This is a genomic window from Pseudomonas sp. PAMC 26793, from assembly GCF_000313235.1.
GTDB lineage: Bacteria > Pseudomonadota > Gammaproteobacteria > Pseudomonadales > Pseudomonadaceae > Aquipseudomonas > Aquipseudomonas yamanorum.
Genome location: NZ_AMXG01000034.1, coordinates 1 through 24,038 on the forward strand (window position 1 = coordinate 1; position 24,038 = coordinate 24,038).

At 61.1% G+C, this 24,038-nt stretch carries 21 protein-coding genes; 13 read left to right on the top strand and 8 right to left on the bottom strand.

Annotated elements, in window-relative coordinates:
• Positions 1 to 132: 132 nt before the first annotated feature.
• Complete coding sequence (locus tag D109_RS0113830; RefSeq protein WP_017477429.1) at positions 133 to 516, bottom strand: YbaN family protein; 384 nt, start codon at positions 514 to 516, stop codon at positions 133 to 135.
• A gap of 20 nt (positions 517 to 536) precedes the next feature.
• On the bottom strand, positions 537 to 1,124 hold the full coding sequence (locus D109_RS0113835; protein ID WP_017477430.1) for a YecA family protein: 588 nt from the start codon (positions 1,122 to 1,124) through the stop codon (positions 537 to 539).
• Positions 1,125 to 1,454: 330 nt separating this feature from the next.
• On the opposite strand from D109_RS0113835, the gene recQ reads away from it, so the two are divergent.
• Positions 1,455 to 3,581 (top strand): DNA helicase RecQ, encoded by a 2,127-nt coding sequence (gene recQ, locus D109_RS0113840; protein ID WP_017477431.1) that lies wholly within the window; start codon positions 1,455 to 1,457, stop codon positions 3,579 to 3,581.
• Between the two features lie 121 nt (positions 3,582 to 3,702).
• Positions 3,703 to 4,137 carry a MarR family transcriptional regulator gene (locus tag D109_RS0113845; protein WP_017477432.1) on the top strand — a complete coding sequence of 145 codons (435 nt, stop codon included), beginning with the start codon at positions 3,703 to 3,705 and terminating at the stop codon, positions 4,135 to 4,137.
• 132 nt (positions 4,138 to 4,269) lie between these two features.
• Here the strand turns inward: D109_RS0113845 and D109_RS0113850 are convergent, their stop codons facing one another.
• A complete protein-coding gene (locus tag D109_RS0113850) occupies positions 4,270 to 6,459 on the bottom strand; it encodes a patatin-like phospholipase family protein (protein ID WP_017477433.1) in 2,190 nt (729 codons plus the stop codon).
• An 83-nt stretch (positions 6,460 to 6,542) separates the two neighbouring features.
• On the opposite strand from D109_RS0113850, the gene D109_RS0113855 reads away from it, so the two are divergent.
• Positions 6,543 to 6,830, top strand: coding sequence for a SelT/SelW/SelH family protein (locus D109_RS0113855; RefSeq protein ID WP_017477434.1), 288 nt, complete (start codon positions 6,543 to 6,545; stop codon positions 6,828 to 6,830).
• Here the strand turns inward: D109_RS0113855 and D109_RS0113860 are convergent.
• Together D109_RS0113860 and D109_RS0113865 are read right to left on the bottom strand one after the other, a co-directional pair.
• Positions 6,824 to 7,714 (bottom strand): DMT family transporter, encoded by an 891-nt coding sequence (locus tag D109_RS0113860; RefSeq protein WP_017477435.1) that lies wholly within the window; start codon positions 7,712 to 7,714, stop codon positions 6,824 to 6,826. The genes D109_RS0113855 and D109_RS0113860 overlap by 7 nt on opposite strands.
• A 95-nt stretch (positions 7,715 to 7,809) precedes the next feature.
• Positions 7,810 to 8,574 (bottom strand): AraC family transcriptional regulator, encoded by a 765-nt coding sequence (locus D109_RS0113865; protein ID WP_017477436.1) that lies wholly within the window; start codon positions 8,572 to 8,574, stop codon positions 7,810 to 7,812.
• Positions 8,575 to 8,707: 133 nt separating this feature from the next.
• Here D109_RS0113865 and D109_RS0113870 point away from each other — a divergent pair, with 133 nt between their 5' ends.
• Positions 8,708 to 9,517: a UDP-2,3-diacylglucosamine diphosphatase gene (locus D109_RS0113870; protein WP_003214618.1), complete on the top strand. Its 810-nt coding sequence runs from the start codon at positions 8,708 to 8,710 to the stop codon at positions 9,515 to 9,517.
• Between the two features lie 141 nt (positions 9,518 to 9,658).
• On the opposite strand, the gene D109_RS0113875 is transcribed toward D109_RS0113870, so the two are convergent.
• The 3 genes from D109_RS0113875 to phhA all read right to left on the bottom strand — a co-directional run bounded on the left by D109_RS0113875 (position 9,659) and on the right by phhA (position 12,108).
• Positions 9,659 to 10,855, bottom strand: coding sequence for an amino acid aminotransferase (locus D109_RS0113875; protein ID WP_017477437.1), 1,197 nt, complete (start codon positions 10,853 to 10,855; stop codon positions 9,659 to 9,661).
• Positions 10,855 to 11,211 (bottom strand): 4a-hydroxytetrahydrobiopterin dehydratase, encoded by a 357-nt coding sequence (locus tag D109_RS0113880; protein WP_003214616.1) that lies wholly within the window; start codon positions 11,209 to 11,211, stop codon positions 10,855 to 10,857. Before D109_RS0113880 ends, D109_RS0113875 begins: the two co-directional genes overlap by 1 nt.
• A 105-nt stretch (positions 11,212 to 11,316) precedes the next feature.
• Positions 11,317 to 12,108, bottom strand: coding sequence for a phenylalanine 4-monooxygenase (gene phhA / locus D109_RS0113885; RefSeq protein ID WP_017477438.1), 792 nt, complete (start codon positions 12,106 to 12,108; stop codon positions 11,317 to 11,319).
• Between the two features lie 266 nt (positions 12,109 to 12,374).
• On the opposite strand from phhA, the gene D109_RS0113890 reads away from it, so the two are divergent.
• The 9 genes from D109_RS0113890 (at position 12,375) to D109_RS0113930 (ending at position 23,844) form a co-directional block, all read left to right on the top strand.
• Positions 12,375 to 13,940 (top strand): sigma-54-dependent phenylalanine hydroxylase transcriptional regulator PhhR, encoded by a 1,566-nt coding sequence (locus D109_RS0113890; protein ID WP_017477439.1) that lies wholly within the window; start codon positions 12,375 to 12,377, stop codon positions 13,938 to 13,940.
• 307 nt (positions 13,941 to 14,247) lie between these two features.
• On the top strand, positions 14,248 to 14,988 hold the full coding sequence (locus tag D109_RS0113895) for a flagellar basal body rod protein FlgF (RefSeq protein ID WP_026077951.1): 741 nt from the start codon (positions 14,248 to 14,250) through the stop codon (positions 14,986 to 14,988).
• A gap of 63 nt (positions 14,989 to 15,051) precedes the next feature.
• Positions 15,052 to 15,837: a flagellar basal-body rod protein FlgG gene (gene flgG, locus D109_RS0113900; RefSeq protein WP_017477441.1), complete on the top strand. Its 786-nt coding sequence runs from the start codon at positions 15,052 to 15,054 to the stop codon at positions 15,835 to 15,837.
• A 53-nt stretch (positions 15,838 to 15,890) separates the two neighbouring features.
• A complete protein-coding gene (gene flgH, locus D109_RS0113905; protein WP_017477442.1) occupies positions 15,891 to 16,586 on the top strand; it encodes a flagellar basal body L-ring protein FlgH in 696 nt (231 codons plus the stop codon).
• Positions 16,587 to 16,613: 27 nt separating this feature from the next.
• Positions 16,614 to 17,702 carry a flagellar basal body P-ring protein FlgI gene (locus tag D109_RS0113910; protein WP_032868578.1) on the top strand — a complete coding sequence of 363 codons (1,089 nt, stop codon included), beginning with the start codon at positions 16,614 to 16,616 and terminating at the stop codon, positions 17,700 to 17,702.
• Between the two features lie 4 nt (positions 17,703 to 17,706).
• Positions 17,707 to 18,969: a flagellar assembly peptidoglycan hydrolase FlgJ gene (gene flgJ / locus D109_RS0113915; protein WP_017477444.1), complete on the top strand. Its 1,263-nt coding sequence runs from the start codon at positions 17,707 to 17,709 to the stop codon at positions 18,967 to 18,969.
• Between the two features lie 10 nt (positions 18,970 to 18,979).
• Positions 18,980 to 21,013 (top strand): flagellar hook-associated protein FlgK, encoded by a 2,034-nt coding sequence (gene flgK / locus D109_RS0113920; RefSeq protein ID WP_026077953.1) that lies wholly within the window; start codon positions 18,980 to 18,982, stop codon positions 21,011 to 21,013.
• Between the two features lie 14 nt (positions 21,014 to 21,027).
• Complete coding sequence (locus D109_RS0113925; protein WP_017477446.1) at positions 21,028 to 22,611, top strand: flagellar hook-associated protein 3; 1,584 nt, start codon at positions 21,028 to 21,030, stop codon at positions 22,609 to 22,611.
• 303 nt (positions 22,612 to 22,914) lie between these two features.
• Positions 22,915 to 23,844 carry a ketoacyl-ACP synthase III gene (locus tag D109_RS0113930; RefSeq protein WP_017477447.1) on the top strand — a complete coding sequence of 310 codons (930 nt, stop codon included), beginning with the start codon at positions 22,915 to 22,917 and terminating at the stop codon, positions 23,842 to 23,844.
• Positions 23,845 to 24,038 lie beyond the last annotated feature (194 nt).

Sequence of the window (24,038 nt, forward strand, 5' to 3'; positions counted from 1 at the left end):
GAGGGAGCTTGCTCCCGCTGGGCTGCGCAGCGGCCCCAAAAAAAGCGGGAGCGCTGCGCACTCCAGCGGGAGCAAGCTCCCTCGCCACAGCAAGCCCCCTCTCTACAGGTCATTGCTCGTCTTGAGCGTGCTTCAGCGCTTGGCCAACGTCTTCTGCCGCAAAATATAAACCGTCACCAACACCGCACTGGTCAGCATGAACCCTCGCGCCCAGATCAGCGGCACCAGGTAGCAGGAAAACCCGATACTCACCCACATCAACCCAATGGCATACACCTTGCCCTTGAGCGGAATCCCGTTGCCATCCAGATAGTCACGGATCCACGGCCCCAGGCGCGGGTGTTCCACCAGCCATTGGTAGAAGCGCGGGGAGCTACGGGCGAAGCAGGCGGCAGCCAGCAGAAGGAAGGGAGTCGTGGGCAGCACCGGCAGGAAGATGCCGATCACCCCAAGCGCTACGCTCAACCAGCCGATGGCCAGCAGAACGTAACGCGTGATCACAGAGCGATTGCCCATGGGCGCCACGGGCAAGGGTCTTAGTGGTGGCGAGGCTTGAGGATCGCCGGCTTTTCGTCAGGGGCGTTGCACAGCAGGTACAGGGCGGTCAGCGCTTCCGGGATCTGAACGATCATGTCGTCCATCAGGTTGGCGTCGGAGGCGATGTCTGAGAACTCAGGTTGCTCGTCGAACAGGCCGGAACCGACCATGATCGGCAGCAGCATTTCGCTGACTTCTTCTTCAGCCGTTTCGAACCAGGCCTCTTCACGCAGGAACACGCCTTCCATGAAACCGATGCACCAGCCGCGCAGCTCGGAATCGTCCGGGTCTTCGCCGAGGTCCAGGTCGCAAGGCAGTTCGAACTCTTCATCGGAAGCCAGTTGGCGGCCAATGTGAGCCTTGAGGGCCAGCAGGGTGGATTCGATTTCTTCGCGCTGGGCGGCATCACTGTAGTGAGGCTCTTCAGAGAACAGTGCGTCGATCCATTCACGATCAGGCACGACATCGGAGCAGATCGACAGCGCGGTCAGATAGCCGTGGGCGGCCACGTAGTCCAGCGCCTCGTCGTGCAGCTCATCGGCATCGAGGAAGGCTTGCAGGCGGGTTAGTTGCTCAGCGAAGGACATTGACGGACTACCTTGGGAATAAACGATGGGCAATTCTAGGCTTTCTTGAGCGCCCAGGCCAGCTTGTGGGAGCGGGCTTGCTCGCGAAGGGGACAATTGGGTCTACCTGACGGAATGAATTCCCAGCATTTCGGGCCATTTAATGGGCCTGTGCAATTCACCAACGGCACCCTGTGCCGGGTGACCCTCGGGTATACTGCCGCGTTTTGTGATGCCCCTACAGGCTAGGCGCCAGTCGCGGGAAAAGTTCGCTTACGGATTATTTCCCGCTCAAGCGTGCTTTTTCGACCAGCCTGTACAGAGGGATTTCGGCGATATTTGGAGTTTTTCATGCTCGAGCAGGCTCAACGCGTCCTCAAGGACATCTTCGGCTACGACAGTTTTCGTGGCCGCCAGGGTGCGATCATTGAGCGCGTGGCCAACGGCGGTGACGCCCTGGTACTGATGCCTACCGGCGGCGGCAAGTCGCTGTGTTTCCAGGTGCCGGCACTCCTGCGTGAAGGGCTTGCAGTGGTGGTGTCGCCGTTGATCGCCTTGATGGACGATCAGGTAGCCACTCTGGAAGAGCTCGGCGTGGCGGCTGCCGCGTTGAACTCCACCCTCAGCGCCGAACAGCAGCGCGACCTCGCCGCCCGCATCAAGCGCGGCGAAGTGAAGATGCTTTACCTCGCTCCCGAGCGTTTGGTGCAGCCGCGCATGCTGGCGTTCCTGCAGAGCCTGGAAATTTCCCTGTTCGCCATCGATGAAGCCCACTGCGTGTCCCAATGGGGCCACGATTTCCGTCGTGAATACTTGCAACTGGGCCAACTGGCGGAGCTGTTCCCCAACGTCCCGCGCATCGCCCTGACCGCCACCGCCGACAAGCGCACCCGCGAAGAAATCGTCGAGCGTCTGCACCTGCAAAACGCCGAGCGATTCCTCTCGAGCTTCGACCGGCCGAATATTTTTTACCGCATCGTGCCCAAGGAACAGCCGCGCAAGCAGTTGCTGGCGTTCCTTTCCGATCGGCGCAGTGACGCCGGCATCGTCTACTGCCTGTCGCGCAAGAAAGTGGATGAGGTCGCCGCATTCCTCAGTGAGCAGGGCTACCCGGCGCTGCCGTATCACGCCGGCCTGCCCAACGAACTGCGGGCGTACCACCAGAAGCGCTTCCTCAACGAGGAAGGCTTGATCATGGTCGCCACCATCGCGTTCGGCATGGGCATCGACAAATCCAACGTGCGCTTCGTGGCCCACATGGACCTGCCCAAATCCCTTGAGGCGTACTACCAGGAAACCGGACGTGCCGGCCGTGATGGCCTGCCGGCGGATGCCTGGATGGTCTACGGCCTGCAAGACGTGGTGATGCTCAAGCAGATGCTGCAGAACTCCGAAGGCGACGAGCGCCATAAGCGACTGGAACAGCACAAGCTCGACGCCATGCTCTCGCTGTGTGAAGAAACCCGCTGCCGTCGCCAGACCTTGCTCGCCTACTTCGACGAAGACATGCCCCAGCCCTGTGGCCACTGCGATAACTGCGTGGATGGCGTGCAGACCTGGGATGCCACCGAACCGGCGCGTCAGGCGTTGTCGGCGATCTACCGTACCGGCCAGCGTTATGGTGTCGGCCATCTGGTGGACGTGCTGCTGGGCAAGGACAACGAGAAGATTCGCAGCTTCGGCCACGAAAAACTCTCGGTCTACGGCGTCGGCAAAGACCGCGCTGAAGGCGAATGGCGCTCGCTGTTCCGGCAGATGGTCGCCCGTGGCCTGGTGGACATCGACCTGGAAGGCTACGGCGGCCTGCGCCTGAACGACAGTTGCCGGCCGCTGCTCAAGGGCGAAGTCAGCCTGGAGCTGCGCCGCGACCTCAAGCCGCAAACCACCCCCAAAACCAGCACCAGCCAAGCCAGCCAACTGGTGCGCTTCGAAGAGCGCGAACAGTGGGAAGCCTTGCGTGCATTGCGCAAGAAGCTGGCGCAGGAACACAGCGTGCCGCCTTACGTCATCTTCCCCGACTCCACGTTGCTGGAAATGCTCCGCGAGCATCCCACCACCCTGGGCGAAATGGCCAGGGTCAGCGGTGTGGGTGCGCGCAAGCTGGAGCGTTACGGCCAGGCGTTCCTCGAAGTGCTCGGCGGCCAGGTCGAGGCGCCGAAAGAGGTGGCCGATATCCGCCACGAGTTGATCAGCCTGGCCCGCGCCGGCATGACCCCGATCCAGATCGCCGGGCAGTTGCAGTGCTCGGAAAAGAACGTCTACACCTTGCTCGCCGAGTCCATCGGCAAGCAGCAGTTGTCGTTGGAGCAGGCCCTTGATTTGCCGGAAGATTTGCTCGGCGAAATCCAGGATGCATTCCTGGATGGAGAAGGCGAATTGCCACCTGTTTCCGAGATTGCGCCGCTGTTTACCGGGCGTGTGCCTGAAGGCGTTTTGTACTGCGTCAGGGCCGCTTTGCAGTCGGAATTCGAGATTTGATGTGCCAATTACGACAATGTAACGAATCAGTACATACCGGGTCTTGCCTACTGGCATGGGTCATGCTTAGCTGACTAATAATTAGCCACACTTTATTTTCAGTCTAATCCATGAGTTTTTTATGCCGTTAACCGATCAACACCGTTTTGGCATGCAGTTGGCGCAGATGTCCCGAGGTTGGCGTGCCGAGCTGGATCGTCGTTTGGCCGGTCTGGGCTTGTCCCAGGCACGCTGGCTGGTGCTGCTGCACCTGGCTCGTTTTACCGAACCGCCTACCCAGCGTGAGCTGGCGCAAAGTGTTGGGGTAGAAGGGCCCACATTGGCGCGTTTGCTCGACAGCCTGGAAAGCCAGGGCCTGGTGCAACGCCAGGCCGTGGTGGAAGATCGCCGTGCCAAGCGCATCGTGCTGTGCGACACCGCGAAGCCGTTGATCGAACAGATTGAAACCATCGCCACGGCCTTGCGCCATGAGCTGTTTGTGGGCGTCGATGAAGAGGATCTGCGGGTGTGCATGCGGGTGCATGAGCACATCCTCGGAAATCTCGAGAAGTCCTGATCCCAAGGACACAGAAGATCAGAAATGTGGGAGCGGGCTTGCTCGCGAAAGCGGAGTGTCAGTGAATACATGTGCTGACTGACACAGCGCCTTCGCGAGCAAGCCCGCTCCCACATGGGTTTTGCGGCGTAGTCAGAACGTCTGCCCCAGGTTCAGGTACACCGCCTGCTGATTGTCATCGTTAAACCCATAACTGAAATTCAACGGCCCCAGCGGCGTGTCAAACCCCAGGAAAATACTGGCGGCGTTGATGTACCCGCTGTCGTATTCATTGTCGTTGTTCCACGCGCGCCCGCGTTCCAGTGACGCGCCCAGGTACAACGGGAAATCCAGCGGCAAGTAAGACCGCGGCGTCAGCCGGCGATAGTAAACCGCACGCATCAGGCTGATGTTTTGCCCGGCAATCGCATCCTCGCGAAAGCCCGACAACTGCCGCGCGCCCCCCAGCAGGAAGCTGGAAATCACCACATCCGACTTATCCAGAGTGCGCCCATAACGACCGCCGAGGATCAGCGTGTCCGGCCCGCTGCTCATGGCTTTGTCCAGCTTGAACTCCCACTGGCGATAGCGCTGGTCCGAACCCAGCCCCGGTTCGAACTCCCGGAAGGCCAAGCCAATGTCTTCCCCGGTGTGGGGGAAGTACACGTTGTCGAACGAGTCGAAGGAGTACTTCAGCTCATAGAAGCCCTCGCTGAAGTTGATGCTCGGTGAATCCCGGTCACCGATGCGCACATCCGCCTTGCCCCAGGCCTCGCCGACGCCGAAACGAATCTCGCCGCTGTTGCCGATCTGCCGGCCCACGTTCAAGCCGAAGCCGTAGCGTTCCAGGCGGTACTCGGAGATCGGGTTGTTGTCTTCGATCAGTTCAACGTTTTGCGCCTGGGCACTGATATAGGGCGCGACGAAGTACCGCGAGCCGGTGTCCATCGGCTGATAGAACTCGCTGTAAAGCTCCTGCTTGTCACCGATCTGCACCCGCGTCAGCCATTCGGCACCGAGGCGGTTGATGCCATTCATGCGGTAGCTGGCGCCGAGGTTGAAGGCGCTGTCGCCGCGCATGTCATCCGACAGGTTGAGGCCCAGGCGCAGGTAGTCGGTGCCGCTGCGTTTGCCCCGGGCGCTGATGACCAGGGTGTTGTCCTTGCCCTTTTTCACCACGCGGTATTGCACCTGCTCGAAGTAATCCAGGCCATACAGGGTGCCCATGTCGGTTTGCAGGCGGGCCAGGTCCAGGGGTTCGCCGAGGTTCTGGCGGATGTAGTAGCGGATCACCTCGTCACCCACCTTGGAGTCGTTTTCCACTTTGATCGCGGTAATCACGGGATTGCGCTCGCCGGGCGTGCGGGCGGCCACCAGGGACGGGTCTACCGGCTCGGCCGGGCGCAAGTGGGCCAGGCGTACGTCGAGGGCGCGGGTGGCGCGGTAGCCCGCGTCGATCATGTCCTTGGCGCGACCGAAATCCGTCACGCCGTAAGCGGCCAATGGCGGCTGGATCAGTACGTCGCGTGGGGCCAGGGCCTTGAGTTGTTCTTCGGAGTTACGCCGGGTCATCAGCGTAATGGACTGGTTGAGCACGTCCACCACGGTGTTGAGTTGCTTGCGTGAACGCAGCGGGGTGCCGATGTCGACGACGATGGCGATGTCGACCCCCATTTCCCGCGCCACATCCAGCGGGATGTTATCGGTCATGCCGCCGTCCACCAGCAGCCGGCCATCCAGCTCCACCGGGGCAAATACCGCCGGGATCGACATGCTGGCGCGGATCACCTGGGGCAGGTGGCCTTTGCGGAACACCACCTTTTCACCACTGGTGATGTCGGTGGCCACGGCGCGGAAGGGGATGGGCAGCTTGTCGAAATCCCGTACGTTACTGGTGTGGGCAAACATGCTTTCCAGCAGCAAATCCAGGTTCTGGCCCTGGATCACCCCCAGTGGCAGGCCCAGGCTGCCGTCGTCGCGGAAACTGAGTTTTTGTTTGACCAGGAAATCCCGGTCATCCTGCTTGCGCCGGAACGGCACGTCTTCCCGTGGCGGCGCGTCGGACAGGGCGAGCTTCCAGTCGATGTTCAGTGCGAGCTTTTCCAGCTCATCGATCTTGTAACCCGAGGCATACAGCCCGCCGATCACGGCGCCCATGCTGGTGCCGGCAATCGCATCAATGTGAATGCCTTGTTCTTCCAGGGCCTTGAGCACGCCAATGTGCGCCAGGCCACGGGCGGCGCCGCCGGAGAGCACCAGGCCGACCTTTGGGCGCGGGTTTTCGACGGCTTGGACGAGGACAGGGAGCAGGCACAGCAACAGGCAGGACAACAGGCGGCGCATCATCAATCTCAAGGCAGGACGATAAAGGCCGGTATTATAGCCACTCGATCCTTTCAACCCGCCAAGCAGGAGCCAGTCAATTCATGTCAGCGGCCAAACCCGAGATTGTCATCACGTATTGCACCCAATGTCAGTGGTTGCTGCGCGCCGCCTGGCTGGCCCAGGAGCTGTTGAGCACCTTCGCCGATGACCTTGGCAAAGTGGCCCTGGAACCGGCCACTGGCGGTGCGTTTCGGATTACCTGCGACGGCGTGCAAATCTGGGAACGCAAAGCCGACGGTGGCTTCCCGGAAGCCAAGGTGCTCAAGCAACGGGTACGCGACCAGATCGATCCGCAACGGGACCTGGGGCATAACGACCGTATTCAGTGAACCTCGGCTGTGGCGGCCGGCTGCTTGGCCGGTTTGGCGCTGCCCATCAGGCCGGACACCACGATGGCGACGATGATCAGCGCGCCGCCCATCAGCATACGCAGGGTCGGGGTTTCGGCAAACAGCAGCCAGGCCATGGTGATGCCGTACACCGGCTCCATGGCGAACACCACCGCGGCGGTGCGCGCCTTGAGCACTGCGAGGCTGGCGACAAACAGGCTGTGGGCGAGGCCCGTGCAAAACACACCCAGCAGGCCGATCCATAGCCAGTCCAATGCGCGCACCTCCGCGAGCCCAGGCGCAGCCACCGGCAACAGGCACAGCGCGACCACCACGTTCTGGCACAAGGCCGCCTGCACCGGCGGGATGCGCCCACTGGCGCGGTTGTTCAGCGACAGCAGCGAGAACAGCAAGCCGGAACCGACGGCCCACAACAGGCCGCTGGTGGCCTGGCTGGCGAGGTTGAAGTCCGGCGTGACCAGCACCAGGCCGATGCTCACCAGCACCACCAGCAGGATTTCATTGGCGCGAATCCGCTCGCGGAAAATCAGGCCTTCGAGAATCACCGTGAACGCCGGGAAGGTAGCGAAGCCCAAGGTGGCGATGGCCACGCCGGCGACCTTCACCGCAATAAAGAAACTCACCCAATGCCCGGCCAGCAACAGGCCGCTGACCAGCAGGCGGCGCCAGTCGCGGGCTTGCAGCTTCTGCCAGGTGGTGTTGCTGGCGAAACGCGCAAAGATCGCCAGGGCAAGCACCGCGAACGCGGCGCGACCGAACACGATAATCGCCGGCGAAGCGGCCGCCAGCTTGCCGAACACGCCAGTGAGGCCAAACATCAATGCGCCGATATGCAGGGCGCCGAGGGCTGTGCGGGGAGTCATTGGGATCCTTAGACAACGGGTTTACAGGATCGCAGTCTAGAGGGTGGCAGGCGTTTGCGTCTGTCGTTGGGCTCGCGGTTTTTGTCGCAGGGCTCTTACCAGGCACCTCCCACACTGGATGGTGCCCGTCTGAAAGCGCGGGGCGAGAGCCCAAACTCCCGCAACATCGCCGCAGCAAACGCACTTTGCGAAGCATAGCCAACCCGCGCGGCAATCTCGCCGATGGGCAATTGGCTGTTGCGCAACAGGTCGCGCGCCATCTGCAAGCGTCGGGTGCGCAGGTAGTCCATCGGCGTCTGTCCGCATTCCGCGATAAACCGTGCATGCAGGCGGGCGACGGACAGGTCGGCGATCTTCGCCAGGTCTGCCACTTGCAATGGGTGCGCGGCGTGCTTCTGGATATGCGCATCGAACGCGGCATACGGAAGGCGCTTGCCCGTCGGCGGCTGTACGAGATTGAGGCTGGCCAGCAGTAATACGGCGCCTTGCTGGGCGATCAGCGGGTCGTCCACCGGGCTGCTCGCCAGCCACTGCACCAGTTGGCTTTGGCGATTGTCGAGGGTCAGGTGGGCGGACTGGTCGAGCAAGCGCCGGCTGGCGTCGGCATGCTCCCCCAGGGACTGTGCCAACCAGTGCTCATCGGGCACGTCCAGCACCAGGCAGCGGCTGCCATCACGGCTGATACACGCGTGATGAGCGGCGTAGGGCAGCACCATCACGCTGCTGTGTTGCACCTGGCTAGCCCGGCCATCCACCTCGAAGTCCAGATGCCCGGACAGGCCAAACACCAGCTGCGCGTGGTCATGGCTGTGGGCGATAGGCTCTTCGACGTAGTGGCGTAGCGTGAGGTTGGGTCTCATCGCAGTCTCCTGGGCAGGCCCGCAGTTTACATCGCTTCACCGGCCTTGGGCGCTGTCATCAGACTGACGCAACACTGTCATGGGCTATTAACCCCATGGGCGCAAGCTCGCGAAAACACCGTGAGGCATGCCCATGACCAGCGCCGAACTCGCCAAGCCCAGCCGTAAGCAACGCGTGCGTACCCTGTGGATTTCCGACGTGCATTTGGGCACCCGGGATTGCCAGGCCGAACACCTCTCGCATTTTCTCAAGGGCTACCACGCCGACAAGGTCTACCTGGTGGGCGATATCATCGACGGCTGGAAGCTGCGCAGCGGCATGTATTGGCCCCAGGCCCACACCAACGTGATCCGCCGATTGCTGACCATGAGCAAACGCGGCACCGAGGTGATCTACGTCACCGGCAACCACGATGAGTTTCTGCGGCGTTATTCGAAACTGATCCTCGGCAATATCCAGTTGGTGGATGAGGCGGTGCACGTGACTGCCGATGGCCGGCATCTGCTGGTGATCCATGGCGACCAGTTCGATGTGATCACCCGGTATCACCGCTGGCTGGCGTTCCTTGGCGATTCGGCCTACGAATTCACCCTCACGCTCAACCGCTGGCTGAACCACTGGCGGGCGCGTTATGGCTACGGCTACTGGTCGTTGTCGGCGTACCTCAAGCACAAGGTCAAGACGGCGGTCAGCTTTATCAGTGATTTTGAAGAAGCGATTGCCCATGAAGTGACCAAGCGCGAATTGCACGGCGTGGTGTGCGGGCATATCCACCATGCGGAGATTCGCAAGGTGGGCGAGGTGGATTACCTCAATTGCGGGGATTGGGTGGAGTCGTGCACGGCGTTGATCGAGCACTGGGATGGGCATATCGAGTTGTATCGGTTGGCGGATGCCCAGGCGAAAGAGGCGCAGCTCAAGGCCGAAATGGTCGCGGGCTAAGCCTCAAACCCACAGACTCACTCGGTCTAAATGTGGGAGCGGGCTTGCTCGCGAAGGCGGAGTGTCAGTCACCCGATAACTCGACTGACCCACCGCATTCGCGAGCAAGCCCGCTCCCACATTTGGATCCGGTTTGTTCAGTTAGATATGACACACATCCGCGATGGCTTCCGCGAGAAGCGTCAACCGCGTCGCATCAATCCCCGCCACGTTCGCACGCCCGGAACTGACCATATACACGCTGTGCTGCTCACGCAGTTGCTTCACCTGTTCCGCACTCAAGCCGGTATAGGAAAACATCCCGCGTTGCGCCGCGATATGCGCAAACCGCTCCGACAACCCATGGGGCGCCAGCGCCTCCACCAGCCCGGAACGCAACTGTGCAATCCGCGCGCGCATGGCTTCAACTTCCTCGGCCCACTGCTTTTTCAGCCCGGCATCACCGAGAATCGTCGCCACCACTGCAGCCCCGTGATCCGGCGGCGTCGACCACAAATTACGCGCAATAAACGCCAACTGGCTGCGCACATCCGTCAGCTTCTCGGCATTCGTCGCGCACACAAGCAGCGCGCCTACACGGTCGCTGTACAGGCCAAAGTTCTTCGAGCAGGAGCTGGTGATCAGCACTTCAGGCAGCTCAGCCGCAAACAGCCGCACCGCCCATGCATCCTGATCCAGGCCATCGCCAAAACCTTGATACGCAAAGTCGATCAGCGGCAGCAGCTCGCGCTCTTTGACAATCTTCAGCACCTGGCGCCAGTCATCCTGGGACAGGTCGAAGCCGGTGGGGTTGTGACAGCAGGCGTGCAGCAGCACCACATCGCCCTTGGGCACCGTGGACAGAGTGGCCAGCATCGCCGCTACATCCAGGCGATTGTCGCTGCCCACATACGGGTAATGGCTGACCTTGAGTCCGGCCTTGGCGAAGATGGTTTCGTGAATCGGCCAGGTCGGGTTGCTCAGCCATACGCCACGGCCAGGCAGGCTGTGGGCGATAAAGTCGGCGCTCAGGCGCAACGCGCCGGTGCCGCCAGGCGTCTGGGTGGCGCCGGCGCGGCGTTCACTCAGCAGCGGCGAACCAGCGCCCAGCACCAACTCACTGATCAGCGTGCCGAACGCGGCATTGCCATGGCCGCCGATGTAGGTCTTGGTGGTTTGTTGCTCCACCAGGCGCTGCTCGGCCAGTTTCACTGAATACGGGATCGGCGTCAGGCCCTGGTCGTCCTTGTACACGCCCACGCCGAGGTCGAACTTGTTCGGGTTGGGGTCCTGGGCATACAACTCCATCAGCCCGAGGATCGGGTCCCCGGGCACCCGGCCAATCGCGTCAAAATGCATTACTTGCGGCCCTCGGCATCCTTGGCCACTTCGTCGGTGCGCGCAGCCATGATGAAGTCGTTGCGGTGCAGGCCCTTGATGGAGTGGCTCCACCAGGTCACGGTGACCTTGCCCCATTCGGTGAGCAGGCCCGGGTGATGGCCTTCAGCTTCGGAGATCACACCCACGGCGTTGGTGAAGGCCAGGGCAAATTTGAAATTCTTGAACAGGAAGACCTTTTCCAGCTGCATCACGCCGTCGCGTACTTCGATGTTCCAGTCGGGGATCTGCTTGATCAGCACCGGCAATTCTTCGTCGCTGACTTGCGGGGCGTCGGCGCGGCAGGCTTCGCAGTGGGCTTGGTTCAACGTGGTCATGTGGGTATTCCTGAAATCGAGTGTTTGGAAAACGGTCGTCAGTGGCGTCACCCTAAAGCAACGCGGGGCCAGGGAACAGACTCACCTGGCCCTAAAAGCCACAGCTCAAGCCGCTTTGGGCTTGGGCGGAAACTTCGGTGCGTGCAGACCCAGCTGCATCCCGCGTTCAACCATGCCCATGATGTCTTCCTGCGCCACTTCGAACAGGCGCTTGAGGTTGGGCAGGGCGAAGTACACGGGTTGCAGGATGTCGATGCGATACGGCGTGCGCATCGCTTCCAGCGGGTCGAAGGCTTGGTGCTCGGGTTCGTCCGAGAGGCAGTACACGGTCTCCTTGGGCGAAGACAGGATGCCGCCGCCGTAGATGCGCCGGCCTTCAGGCGTGTCCACCAGGCCGAACTCGATGGTCATCCAGTACAGGCGCGCCAGGTACACGCGCTGTTCCTTGGTGGCGGCCAGGCCGAGCTTGCCGTAGGTGTGGGTGAATTCCGCGAACCAGGGGTTGGTCAGCAGTGGGCAGTGGCCGAAGATCTCGTGAAAGATGTCCGGTTCCTGCAGGTAATCCAGCTCTTCACGGGTACGAATAAACGTCGCCACCGGAAACTGCTTGTTGGCGAGCAATTCAAAAAAGGTCTGGAAGGGGATCAGCGCCGGCACCCGGGCGACTTGCCAGCCGGTAGTCTCGGCCAACACTTTGTTGACCTCCGCCAGTTGCGGAATGCGGTCATGGGGCAGGCCGAGCTTGTCGATGCCGTCCAGGTATTCCTGGCAGGCGCGGCCCTCGATCACTTTCAGTTGGCGCGTGATCAGGGTGTTCCACACCGCATGTTCTTCGGGCGGGTAGTCGATAAAACCGTTCGCGTCGGGCTCGCGGGCCACGTACTGCGTCTGCTTCATACTGCTCTCCTGCTAGGCATTCGTTCTTGTTATGTCCTGCGATGAGCCTATTGATACGCCGCCTGGGCCAGGAAGCCATCCTCCCGTGTCATGGGTTTGTAGGAAAAGTTACTGGATTTCGTAAAGTTTTCGTTACGGTTGAGGTGGCTCGTTGTGTATGTGGCGCGTTTTGGGTGTGAATCGCCTCGCGACTGTCACATAATCTTGACGACTATCTGCGCCCAGCGGCAAAAAGACGCAGCGCCTCCACCTCTTCGGGCCTTCTCATGCGTATCAAAGTGCATTGCCAGAACCGCATCGGCATCCTGCGGGACATCCTCAACCTGCTGGTGGAGTACGGCGTGAACGTCGCCAAGGGCGAGGTCGGCGGCGAACACGGCAACGCCATTTACCTGTTCTGCCCGAATCTGGTGAACCTGCAATTCCAGGCATTGCGCCCGCAGTTCGAAGCGATCGCGGGGGTGTTTGGCGTCAAGCGGGTAGGGCTGATGCCCAGCGAACGTCGGCACATGGAACTCAACGCGCTGCTGGGGGCGCTGGAGTTTCCAGTGCTGTCCATCGACATGGGCGGCTCCATCGTTGCTGCCAACCGTGCGGCGGCGCAGTTGCTCGGGGTGCGGGTGGATGAGGTGCCGGGCATTCCGTTGTCGCGCTACGCCGAAGATTTCGATTTGCCGGAACTGGTACGGGCCAGCAAATCGCGGATCAATGGCTTGCGGGTCAAGGTCAAGGGCGATGTGTTCCTGGCCGATATCGCCCCGCTGCAATCCTCTGAACATGACGACAGCGAAGCCATGGCCGGTGCGGTGCTGACCCTGCACCGTGCCGACCGCGTGGGTGAGCGTATCTACAATGTGCGCAAGCAAGAGCTGCGCGGCTTCGACAGCATTTTCCAAAGCTCCAAAGTCATGGCCGCCGTGGTGCGCGAAGCCCGGCGCATGGCACCGTTGGATGCGCCTCTATTAATAGAAGGCGAAACCGGCACCGGCAAAGAGTTGCTGGCCCGCGCCTGCCACCTGGCCAGCCCCCGTGGGCAGTCGCCGTTGATGGCGCTCAACTGCGCCGGTTTGCCGGAGTCCATGGCCGAGACCGAGTTGTTCGGGTATGGCCCCGGTGCTTTTGAAGGGGCGAGGGCGGAGGGCAAGTTGGGGCTGCTGGAGCTGACGGCGGGCGGCACGTTGTTTCTCGACGGAGTCGGGGAAATGAGTGCGCGGCTGCAGGTGAAGTTGCTGCGCTTTCTGCAGGACGGCTGCTTTCGCCGTGTAGGCAGTGATGAAGAGGTGTACCTGGACGTGCGGGTGATCTGCGCGACGCAGGTGGACCTTTCCGAACTGTGCGCTCGGGGCGAATTTCGCCAGGACCTTTACCATCGTCTCAATGTGCTCTCGCTGCATATCCCGCCGCTGCGCGAGTGCCTGGATGGGTTGCCACCGCTGGTGGAGCACTTCCTGGATCAGGCCAGCCGGCAAATCGGCTGCCCGCTGCCCAAGCTGGCGCCGCCGGCGATGGATCGCCTCAGCCATTACCACTGGCCGGGAAATGTGCGGCAGTTGGAGAACGTGCTGTTCCAGGCGGTTTCGCTGTGTGAGGGCGGCACGGTCAAGGCTGAGCACATTCGCCTGCCGGACTATGGCGTGCGCCAGCCGCTGGGGGATTTTTCCCTGGAAGGCGGGTTGGAGGAGATAGTCGGGCGCTTCGAGAAGGCGGTGCTGGAGCAGTTGTATGCCGAGCATCCCAGCAGTCGACTGTTGGGCAAGCGGCTGGGCGTATCTCACACCACCATTGCCAACAAGTTGCGCGACTACGAAGTCGTCAAAGCCGAACGCGGTTAAACCTGTGGGAGAGGGCTTGCTTGCGAATGCGGTAGGTCAGTCGGCACATAGGGTGACTGTCACACCGCATTCGCGAGCAAGCCCGCTCCCACATTTGTTCTCTGTCGGTCTTGATACCTGCACTTGCCGATAGCGGCATAAGTCCGCCGTTTTTTCGACTCTCTCCCTAATGCCTTAAGCTGCTCCCTGCCGGAAAACCCCCGCCCCGCTTGGACTTTTGCGTATTTGCAAAAGTTGGTTCGCAAATTGCTTAAGCCTCATCAGTACAGCGGTGGGCGGCAAGCGTCCGTCAGAAAGAGGAAAGAGCGTGGATAAGTACCTTTACGTGGCAATGACCGGCGCCAGCCAGAATGCACTGGCGCAGAAGGCCCACGCCAACAACTTGGCGAACGTTTCCACCAATGGTTTTCAACGTGACCTGGAACAGGCGCGCTCGATGCCGGTGTTCGGTGACAGCTTTCCGGCGCGGGCCTTTGCCTTGACTGAGCGCCCAGGCACGGACTTTTCCCCTGGCGCGATGATTGAAACCGGCCGTGACCTCGACGTCGCCGTCAGCGGTGACGGCTGGATGGCCGTGCAAAACCCGGATGGCGGCGAGTCCTATGTGCGCAGCGCGAGCATGAACGTCGATGCGCTGGGCGTGCTGCGGGCCGGCAACGGGATGCCGATCATGGGCAACGGTGGCCCGATTGCCGTGCCGCCCCAGCAGCAGATCGAAGTCGGCCAGGACGGCACTATCAGCATCCGCGCCATGGGCGAAGGCCCTCGAGTGATGGCTGAAGTGGACCGGATCAAGCTGGTGCAGCCCGACCTCAAGAACATGACCAAGGGCCTCGACGGCACCATCCACACCAAGGATGGCAAACCGGCCCAGGCCGATGCCACCGTCAAGCTGACGTCGGGCTTCCTGCAGGCGAGCAACGTGAACGCCGTTGAAGAAATGACGGCGGTACTGGCTCTGTCCAAGCAGTTCGAATTGCACATCAAGATGATGAACAGCGCCAAAGAAGACGACCAGGCCATGACCCGCGTCCTGGCGATGAGCTGATAGCAGCCACACACTAATTTTTGTAGCGCGGCGCCATAAAACAGGCGCACGAAGGAGAAGAACATGCTTCCGGCTCTATACGTTGCCAAAACCGGTTTGTCCGCCCAGGACACCAACCTGACCACCATTTCCAACAACTTGGCCAACGTGTCGACCACGGGTTTCAAACGTGATCGCGCCGAGTTCCAGGACTTGCTCTATCAGATCAAGAAGCAGCCTGGCGCCCAGTCGACCCAGGACAGCGAACTGCCGTCGGGCCTGCAACTGGGTACTGGTGTGGCCATCGTTGGCACCCAGAAGAATTTCAGCGCCGGTAACTTGCAGCAAACCGGTCAGCCGCTGGACCTGGCGGTCAACGGCAAGGGGTTCTTCCAGATCCTGCAGCCGGACGGCACCACCACCTACACCCGCGACGGCACGTTCCACCTGGACGCCAATGGCCAGGTCGTGACCGCCAACGGTTTCGCACTGGAGCCGGCGATTGTGGTGCCAAACAACGCCCAGACCTTCACCGTCGGCAACGACGGCACCGTGTCGATCACTGTGGCCGGCAACCCGGCCTCCCAGGTGATCGGTAACCTGCAAACCGCCGACTTCATCAACCCGGCCGGCCTGCAGGCGATTGGTAACAACCTGTTCCTGGAAACCGCGTCCAGCGGCGCGCCGCAAATCGGCACCCCTGGCCTCAACGGTTTTGGTACCACCCTGCAAAGCACTCTGGAAACGTCCAACGTCAGCACCGTTGAAGAGATGGTCAACATGATCACCACTCAGCGCGCCTACGAGATGAACTCCAAGGTGATTTCCACCGCCGACCAGATGCTTTCGTTCGTAACGCAGAATCTGTAATCAAGTCTATGGGGCGCCCTTGAAGGCACCTGCAACACCGTGAGGTATGTGTCATGAATCGCTATGTTTCTGTTCTGGCATTGAGTGGGATTGCTGCGCTGGCGGGCTGTGTCGCGCCGACGCCAAAGCCCAATGATCCGTACTATGCGCCGGTGTTGCCGCGCACGCCGCTGCCGGCGGCCGCCAACAATGGCTCGATCTACCAGGCCGGTTTCGAACAGAACCTGTACAGCGACCGCAAGGCCTTCCGGGTGGGTGACATCATCACCATCACGCTGAACGAGAAGACCCAGGCGAGCAAGAACGCCAACTCGCAGATCGGCAAGACCAGCAAGACCAGCATCGGTCTGACCTCGTTGTTTGGCGGTGTACCGAACACCAACAACCCGCTGGGCAGCGGTGACCTGAGCCTGGACGCCGGCTACAGCGGCGACCGCGCCACCAACGGCAAAAGTGCGGCGGGGCAGGGCAACAGCCTGACCGGTTCGATCACCGTGACCGTGGCCGACGTGCTGCCCAACGGCATCATTGCCGTACGCGGCGAGAAGTGGATGACCCTCAACACCGGTGACGAACTGGTGCGCATTGCGGGCATGGTTCGCGCCGACGATATCTCCACCGACAACACCGTGTCGTCGACACGGATTGCCGATGCACGCATCACCTACTCGGGTACGGGTTCGTTTGCTGACGCCAGTCAGCCGGGCTGGTTTGACCGTTTCTTCCTTAGCCCGCTGTTCCCTTTCTAGGTGATCACTTTGAACTTCAAACAGCTGATGGCTACGATGTTGCTCCTGGCCCTGAGCGCAGGCGCCCAGGCTGAGCGCTTGAAAGACATCGCGAGCATTTCCGGCGTCCGGTCCAACCAGTTGATCGGCTACGGCCTGGTGGTGGGGCTTAACGGCACCGGTGACCAGACCACCCAGACCCCGTTCACCCTGCAGACCTTCAACAACATGCTCTCGCAGTTCGGCATCAAGGTGCCGGCTGGTTCGGGCAATGTGCAGTTGAAGAACGTCGCGGCGGTGTCCATCAGCGCTGACTTGCCGCCGTTTGCCAAGCCGGGGCAGGTGGTCGATATCACCGTTTCGTCCATGGGTAACTCGAAAAGCCTGCGGGGCGGCACCTTGTTGATGACCCCGCTCAAAGGTATCGACGGCAACGTCTACGCCATTGCCCAGGGCAACCTGGTGGTGGGCGGCTTTGATGCCGAAGGCCGTGACGGTTCGAAGATCACCGTCAACGTGCCGTCGGCCGGCCGGATTCCCGGTGGTGCCTCGGTGGAACGCACGGTGCCCAGCGGCTTCAACCAGGGCAACAGCCTGACCCTGAACCTCAACCGCTCCGACTTCACCACCGCCAAGCGCGTGGTCGACAAGATCAATGAGCTGCTCGGCCCGGGCGTGGCCCAGGCCATCGACGGCGGCTCGGTGCGTGTCACCGCACCATTGGACCCAAGCCAGCGCGTGGACTACCTGTCTCTGCTGGAAAACCTTGAGGTTGACCCGGGCCAGGCGGTGGCGAAAGTCATCATCAATTCGCGGACCGGCACCATCGTGATCGGCCAGAACGTCAAGGTTTCGCCGGCGGCCGTAACCCACGGCAGCCTGACCGTGACCATCACCGAAGACCCGATTGTCAGCCAGCCTGGCCCGTTGTCCAACGGCCAGACCGCCGTGGTGCCCCGTTCGCGGGTGAATGCCCAGCAAGAAGCCAAGCCGATGTTCAAATTCGGCCCCGGTACCACCCTGGATGAGATTGTCCGCGCGGTGAATCAGGTGGGCGCAGCGCCCGGCGACTTGATGGCGATCCTCGAAGCATTGAAACAGGCCGGCGCCTTGCAAGCCGACCTGATTGTGATCTGACGCCATGGCCATGGACATGCGCAAAAGCGGCCTGAGCAGCACGGCGGACTCGGGTTCTTATTCCGACCTCAACCGGCTGAACCAGTTGAAGGTCGGCGACAAGAACAGCGACGGCAACATGCGCAAGGTCGCGCAGGAGTTCGAGTCGCTGTTTCTCGGCGAGATGCTCAAGTCCATGCGCTCGGCCACCGAAGCCCTGGGCAAGGACAACCCGCTGAATACACCGGCGGCCAAGCAGTACCAGGAAATGTACGACCAGCAGTTGGCGGTCTCCCTGTCTCGTGAGGGCGGTGGTATTGGCCTGGCAGACGTGCTGATGCGCCAGATGCAGAAGAACAAGCCGGTGGACGCCCAGGCGGCCACCTTGCAAGGCCCGGCCGCACCGGCGAAGAAGGTGGATGTGCCGACCGAAATTGCCGCCGGTACCCAGGCCGATGGCCCGCTGGGTCGCAGCAATGGTCAGCGGCCATTGTGGGCGTACCGCGTAGCGGTGCCTGAAGGCACTAACTCCCACGCCAACGACATGGCGCTGATGAACCAGCGGCGCATCTCGTTGCCGAGCAAGCTGACGGATCGCCTGCTGGCCGGCATCGTGCCGGGCGCCGAGGCTACCACTGCCGCCAAGGCCGCGCCGCTGCGTAACAGCGCCGCCGATGATGGTGTGGTCAACAGTTCTGCCCGCAGCCTGGCTGCACTGCCCCCTCGCGGGCAAATGCAGGTTTACGGTCGCGCCGTGGCCCAGCCGCCGCTGGCACCGGCGAAAAAAGCCTTCAGCTCGCAGGACGAATTTGTCGCCACCATGTTGCCGATGGCCAAGCAGGCCGCCGCACGGATTGGCATCGACCCACGCTACCTGGTGGCACAGGCCGCTTTGGAAACCGGCTGGGGTAAATCGGTGATGCGTGCCGAAGACGGCACCAGCAGCCACAACCTGTTCGGCATCAAGGCCGGCCAGAGTTGGCAGGGCGAACAGGCCCGGGCGATCACCAGCGAGTTTCGCAATGGTGCGATGGTAAAGGAGACGGCGCAGTTCCGTTCCTACGACTCCTACCAGGACAGCTTCCATGACTTGGTGACGTTGCTGCAAAGCAATGATCGCTATAAAGAAGTTGTGAAATCAGCCGACAACCCGGAGCAGTTTGTGCGCGAGTTGCAAAAAGCCGGTTATGCAACCGACCCGGATTACGCCAGCAAGATTTCGCAGATCGCAAAAACGATGAACAGCTACCAGAACTACGCTGCCGCGGGCGCTTCCACTCATTTATAAGGTCTGAATCATGAGTTTGCTCAATATCGGGATGTCGGGGCTCAATGCCGCCCAAGGATCGTTGTCGGTCTTAAGTAACAACATCGCCAACGTCAACACCCCGGGATACTCGCGTCAGCAGACCACCCAGAACGCCAGTGCGTCGAATGCGTTCGGCGGTGTGTTCATCGGCACCGGTACGACCCTGGCGGATGTGCGCCGGGTGTACAACGACTTCCTGAACACCGCTTACCAGAACAGCACCGCCCTCAATAGCGACGCCAATGCCTACCTGGGCCAGGCCAGTGCAATCGACAAGACCCTGTCGGACAAGAGCACCGGCATGTCGGCCGTGCTCAGCGCCTTTTTCGCGGCGGCGCAGGCTTCTGCGGCCACGCCCAGTGATGTGTCCGCCCGGCAATTGCTGGTGACCAGTGCCCAGACCCTGAGCAATCGGTTCAACGCGATTTCCTCGCAGTTGACCCAACAGAAAGAAAGCATCAACGGCCAGTTGAGCACCATGAGTGATCAGGTCAACAAGCTGACCTCCTCCATTGCATCCCTGAACAAGCAGATTTCCCAGGTCCAGGGCTCGACGAGCAACGCGCCCGCCAACCTGCTGGATGCGCGCAACGAAGCGGTGCGCTCCCTCAATGAGCTGATCGGTGTCACGGCCACTGAAAAGGACGGCCAGGTCAACATCACCACCGGCACCGGCCAGTCGCTGGTAGACGGCGATGTTGCCAATACCCTTTCCGCAGTGCCGAGCAAGAACGACAGCAGCCAGTACACCATTCAGATCAACATGGGCAGCACTTCCATGGACATCGGTTCGGTGGTCAGCGGTGGCAGCATTGGCGGCCTGATGCGTTATCGCAGTGATGTGCTGATGCCGGCTATCAATGACTTGGGCCGACTGGGCATCGTCACCGCCGATACCGTCAACAATCAGTTGGGCCAGGGCCTGGACCTGAACGGTGATTTCGGCTCTTCGCTGTTCTCGGATATCAACAGTGCGGCCGCCATCTCCCAGCGTAGCCAAGGGGTCGCGGGTAACAGCGCTGGCTCCGGCAACCTGAATGTGTCGATTGCCGACAGCAGCAAGCTGACCACCTACGACTACAAGGTCACGTTTAGCAGCGGCAACCAGTACAACGTGGTGCGTTCCGATGGCAAGGCCATGGGGTCGTTCGATACCACGACTACGCCGCCGCCGGTGATTGACGGTTTCACCCTGGCGCTGGATGGCAAAGGGCCGATGGCGGCGGGTGACAGCTTCAAGGTCAGCCCCACCAGCAATGGCGCCAGCGGGATCGGGGTCGACCTCACCGACCCGAATAAACTCGCGTTCGCCGGCCCATTGGCGGGTGTTGCCGGCAAGAACAGCGGCACCGGCACGTTCACGCCGCCGCAGTTGACGGTGCCGCTGGATATTCATGGCGGTGCCGATACCGCCCAATTGCGCACCGGGATCGAAAACTCGATGCCGGTGAAAATGGTGTTCGGCGATAAGGCCGCGGACGGCACCCAGCCGTATACGGTCAGCGACGCCCAGGGTAACCCGATCGGCACCGGCAGCATCATTCCGGGCCAGGGCAACAAGATCACCATCAATGTGCCGATGCGCGACGCCACCGGTGCCTTGATCGCCGGCAAGAGTTTCAGTTTTGACACCACCGTTGGCGGCTCGCCGGCCAATAACGACAGCACCACCTTCTCCTTCAACAGTGGCGCCACCTCCGACGGCCGCAACGCCCAGTCGCTGCTGGCGCTGCAAACCACGGCAACTGTCGGTGTGACGGACGGCAACGGGGGCGTGAGCCTGGTCAGTGCCAACAGTCGCCTGGTGTCCCAAGTCGGTTCCAAGGCCGCCCAGGCCAATACCGACAGCACCGCGACCGGTGCGCTGCTGACGGCGAACAAGGCGGCCGCCAACTCGGTGTCCCAGGTCAACCTGGATGAAGAGGCGGGCGACATGATCAAGTTCCAGCAGTACTACACCGCGTCGTCGCAGATCATCAAGGCGGCGCAGGAAACCTTCAGCACACTGATCAACGCACTTTAAGGGAGTCTGGGACGATGCGTATTTCTACACAGCAGTATTTCGACACCAGCTCCGCCAAATACCAGGACAACTATTCCGGTGTGGTGAAGGCCCAGGACCAGGCGAGTTCCGGCGTCCGGGTGCAAACCGCCTCCGATGACCCGGTGGCCGCTGCCCAATTGCTGATGCTGCAGCAGCAGAAAGACATGTTGGGGCAATACAACACCAACATCACCACCCTGCAAAACTCCCTGACCAACGAAGAGAGCGTGCTGCAAAGCATCAATAACGCACTGCAAACCGCCCAGGGCCTGGCGCAGCAGGCCGGTAACATCGCCAAGAGCGATGACGATCGCAAGGCGATTGCCGCCCAGGTAGGAGCGCTTGAGGACCAGGTGCTGGGCTTGCTCAACTCCAAGGACTCCAGCGGCAACTACATGTTCTCCGGTGCCAAGACCGATACACCGCCGTACACCCGCAACAATGACGGTACCTACACCTACCAGGGTGACGAGACGCCCCTGAGCCTTCAGATTTCGAACAACCTTTCGATCTCCATGGGTGATACCGGCAAGGCGCTGCTGGAAAGCTCGTCCAATACCGGTCGCACCCAGGCCACGTTGCTGCCGCCTGCCGTGAACGACGGCACGGTGGGGATCTCGGCGGGCCTGGTCACGTCGAGCACGAAGTTTGCCAACAGCTTTTCCGATGGCCAGCCGTACAAGCTGACCTTCGCCAGCAGCACCCAATACAGCGTGACCGACAAGGACGGCAACGACGTCACCTCGGAGATCACCGGTAACGGTACGTTTGACTCCACCAAGGAAGGCTCCTCCAGCGTCAGCCTGCGGGGTGTCACGTTCGACATCCGGCTGAACCTGGGCAAAGACGTTGCGTCGGGCCCGGCATCCGATGCGCTGGTGGCGGGCAAGGAGTTCTCCCTGGCAACCAAGCCCGACAGCTTCAGTATTTCCCGTACGGCAAGCAATCCGTCCACTGCGCAACTGACGGGTGGCACGGTCACGGATTCGGCGGCTTATACCAGCACCTTTCCCAACTCGGGTGCGGTGATCAAGTTCACCAGTGGCACCGATTACCAGGTGTTCGCCCAGCCGTATTCCGCCAATAGCAAGGCCATTGCCACCGGCACCATGGCTGCCGGCGCCACGTCGATCACCACGGCCGGCCTGACCTTTGGTGTGAGTGGCACGCCAGGCGCCGGCGACCAGTTCTCGGTCGGCGCCACCAGCAACAAGAACATGAATGCCCTGGACACCCTGGGCCAATTGCGCAAGGCCCTGGAAACTCCGGCAGACGGCAATCAGGTTGCCTTGAATAACCTCAAGGACGTGGTCGCCACGAGCATTGGCAACCTGGGCAATGCTTCGGCGCAGATCGATCAGGTACGCGGCTCCATCGGTGCGCGCCAGAATGCGATGGATATCCAGAGCACGGAAAACACCAGCCTGGGCCTGGCCAACACCTCCACCATGTCGTCCCTGGCCAACGTTGATATGGGCCAGGCCGCCATTGACCTGACCTTGCAGCAGACCATGCTGCAGGCCTCGCAACTGGCGTTCGTGAAAATCTCCCAGTTGAGCCTGTTCAGCAAGATGTGATTCGAGCGGCTGCAAACCTGCGGCTCACCCTGGAAACGGGGTGGGCCGTTGTGGTTTTTGGCGCTTGTATGTCCCCGTGTTTCGCACAAAGCGCAGAAAATTGAGTGACCTGTGAGTCATAAAGCGCATCTTCACTGTATCGTGTGAAAAGGATAGGTCGTCGCCAGGTCTCTGCGAGGGCCTGCCGCCAAGGTGTAAAGGCGGTTTTCGGCGAGTTTTTTGCGGGGTTATCCCCATTATTGTCAGCACCCGGCGACGTGTCTCGCGGGGTGTTCTCCAGCTATTTAGTATTGGGAAGCCACAATGATTGGCATAAAAAGCATCGCCAGTTACGTGCCGGTAGACGGGATCGATAACTACGCCCAGGGTGCCAAATTCGCCAAGGATGAAGAATTCATCATTGGCAAGATCGGTTCGGCGTTCCTGCCGCGCAAGGATGCTGCACAGGAAACCTCCGATCTGTGCGTCGAGGCGGTCAACGCCTTGTTTGCCAACAACCCGGATTTGAAGCGCGAATCCATCGATGCGCTGATCGTCGTCACCCAGAACGGCGACGAAGAGGGCTTGCCTCACACCGCCGCCATCGTCCAGGACAAACTGGGCCTGCCGACTCACGTGGCGGCCTTTGATATTTCCCTGGGCTGCTCGGGCTATGTCTACGGCATTTATGCAATGAAGGGCTTCATGGAGGCCACGGGCCTGAAAAATGGCCTGCTGGTGACCGCCGACCCGTACTCGAAGATTGTCGACCCGGAAGACCGCAACACCACCATGCTGTTCGGTGATGCCGCGACGGCCACCTGGATGGGCGAAGACGCGCCCTGGCAGTTGGGCAAGGCCAAGTTCGGCACTGACGGTTCCGGTGCGCCGCACTTGAAGGTCAGCGATGGCGTGTTCTTCATGAACGGCCGCCAGGTGTTCAACTTTGCCTTGCTCAAGGTGCCGGCCCATTTGCACGAGCTGCTCAACGAGTCGGACCTCAAGGCTGACGAGATTGACGCGTTCTGCATTCACCAGGGCAGTGCGGCGATTGTCGACGCCGTGGCCCGGCGTTTCGAAGATGCACCGGTGGACAAGTTCATCAAGGACATGGTCGAGACCGGCAACACCGTGTCCTCGAGCATTCCGCTGCTGCTGGAAAAGCACATGCTCGACTCCACCTGGAAGCGCGTCGCCATCAGTGGTTTTGGCGTGGGCCTGTCCTGGGGCTCGGCGATTTTGCATCGTCCTTGATGCCTTAAAGGCGCTGCACACAAAAACGCCCATGATCGAAAGATCATGGGCGTTTTTTATTTGGCGCCAAAAAGCCAGCAACTGCGGGGGTTTGGGCCGTCGTAAATGCTTGAATTACAAGGGGTGGCACGGCGCCAGTAAAAAAAATCAAAAAAGTCCTCAAGCAACCTGCTTTCACGACGATAACTATTACG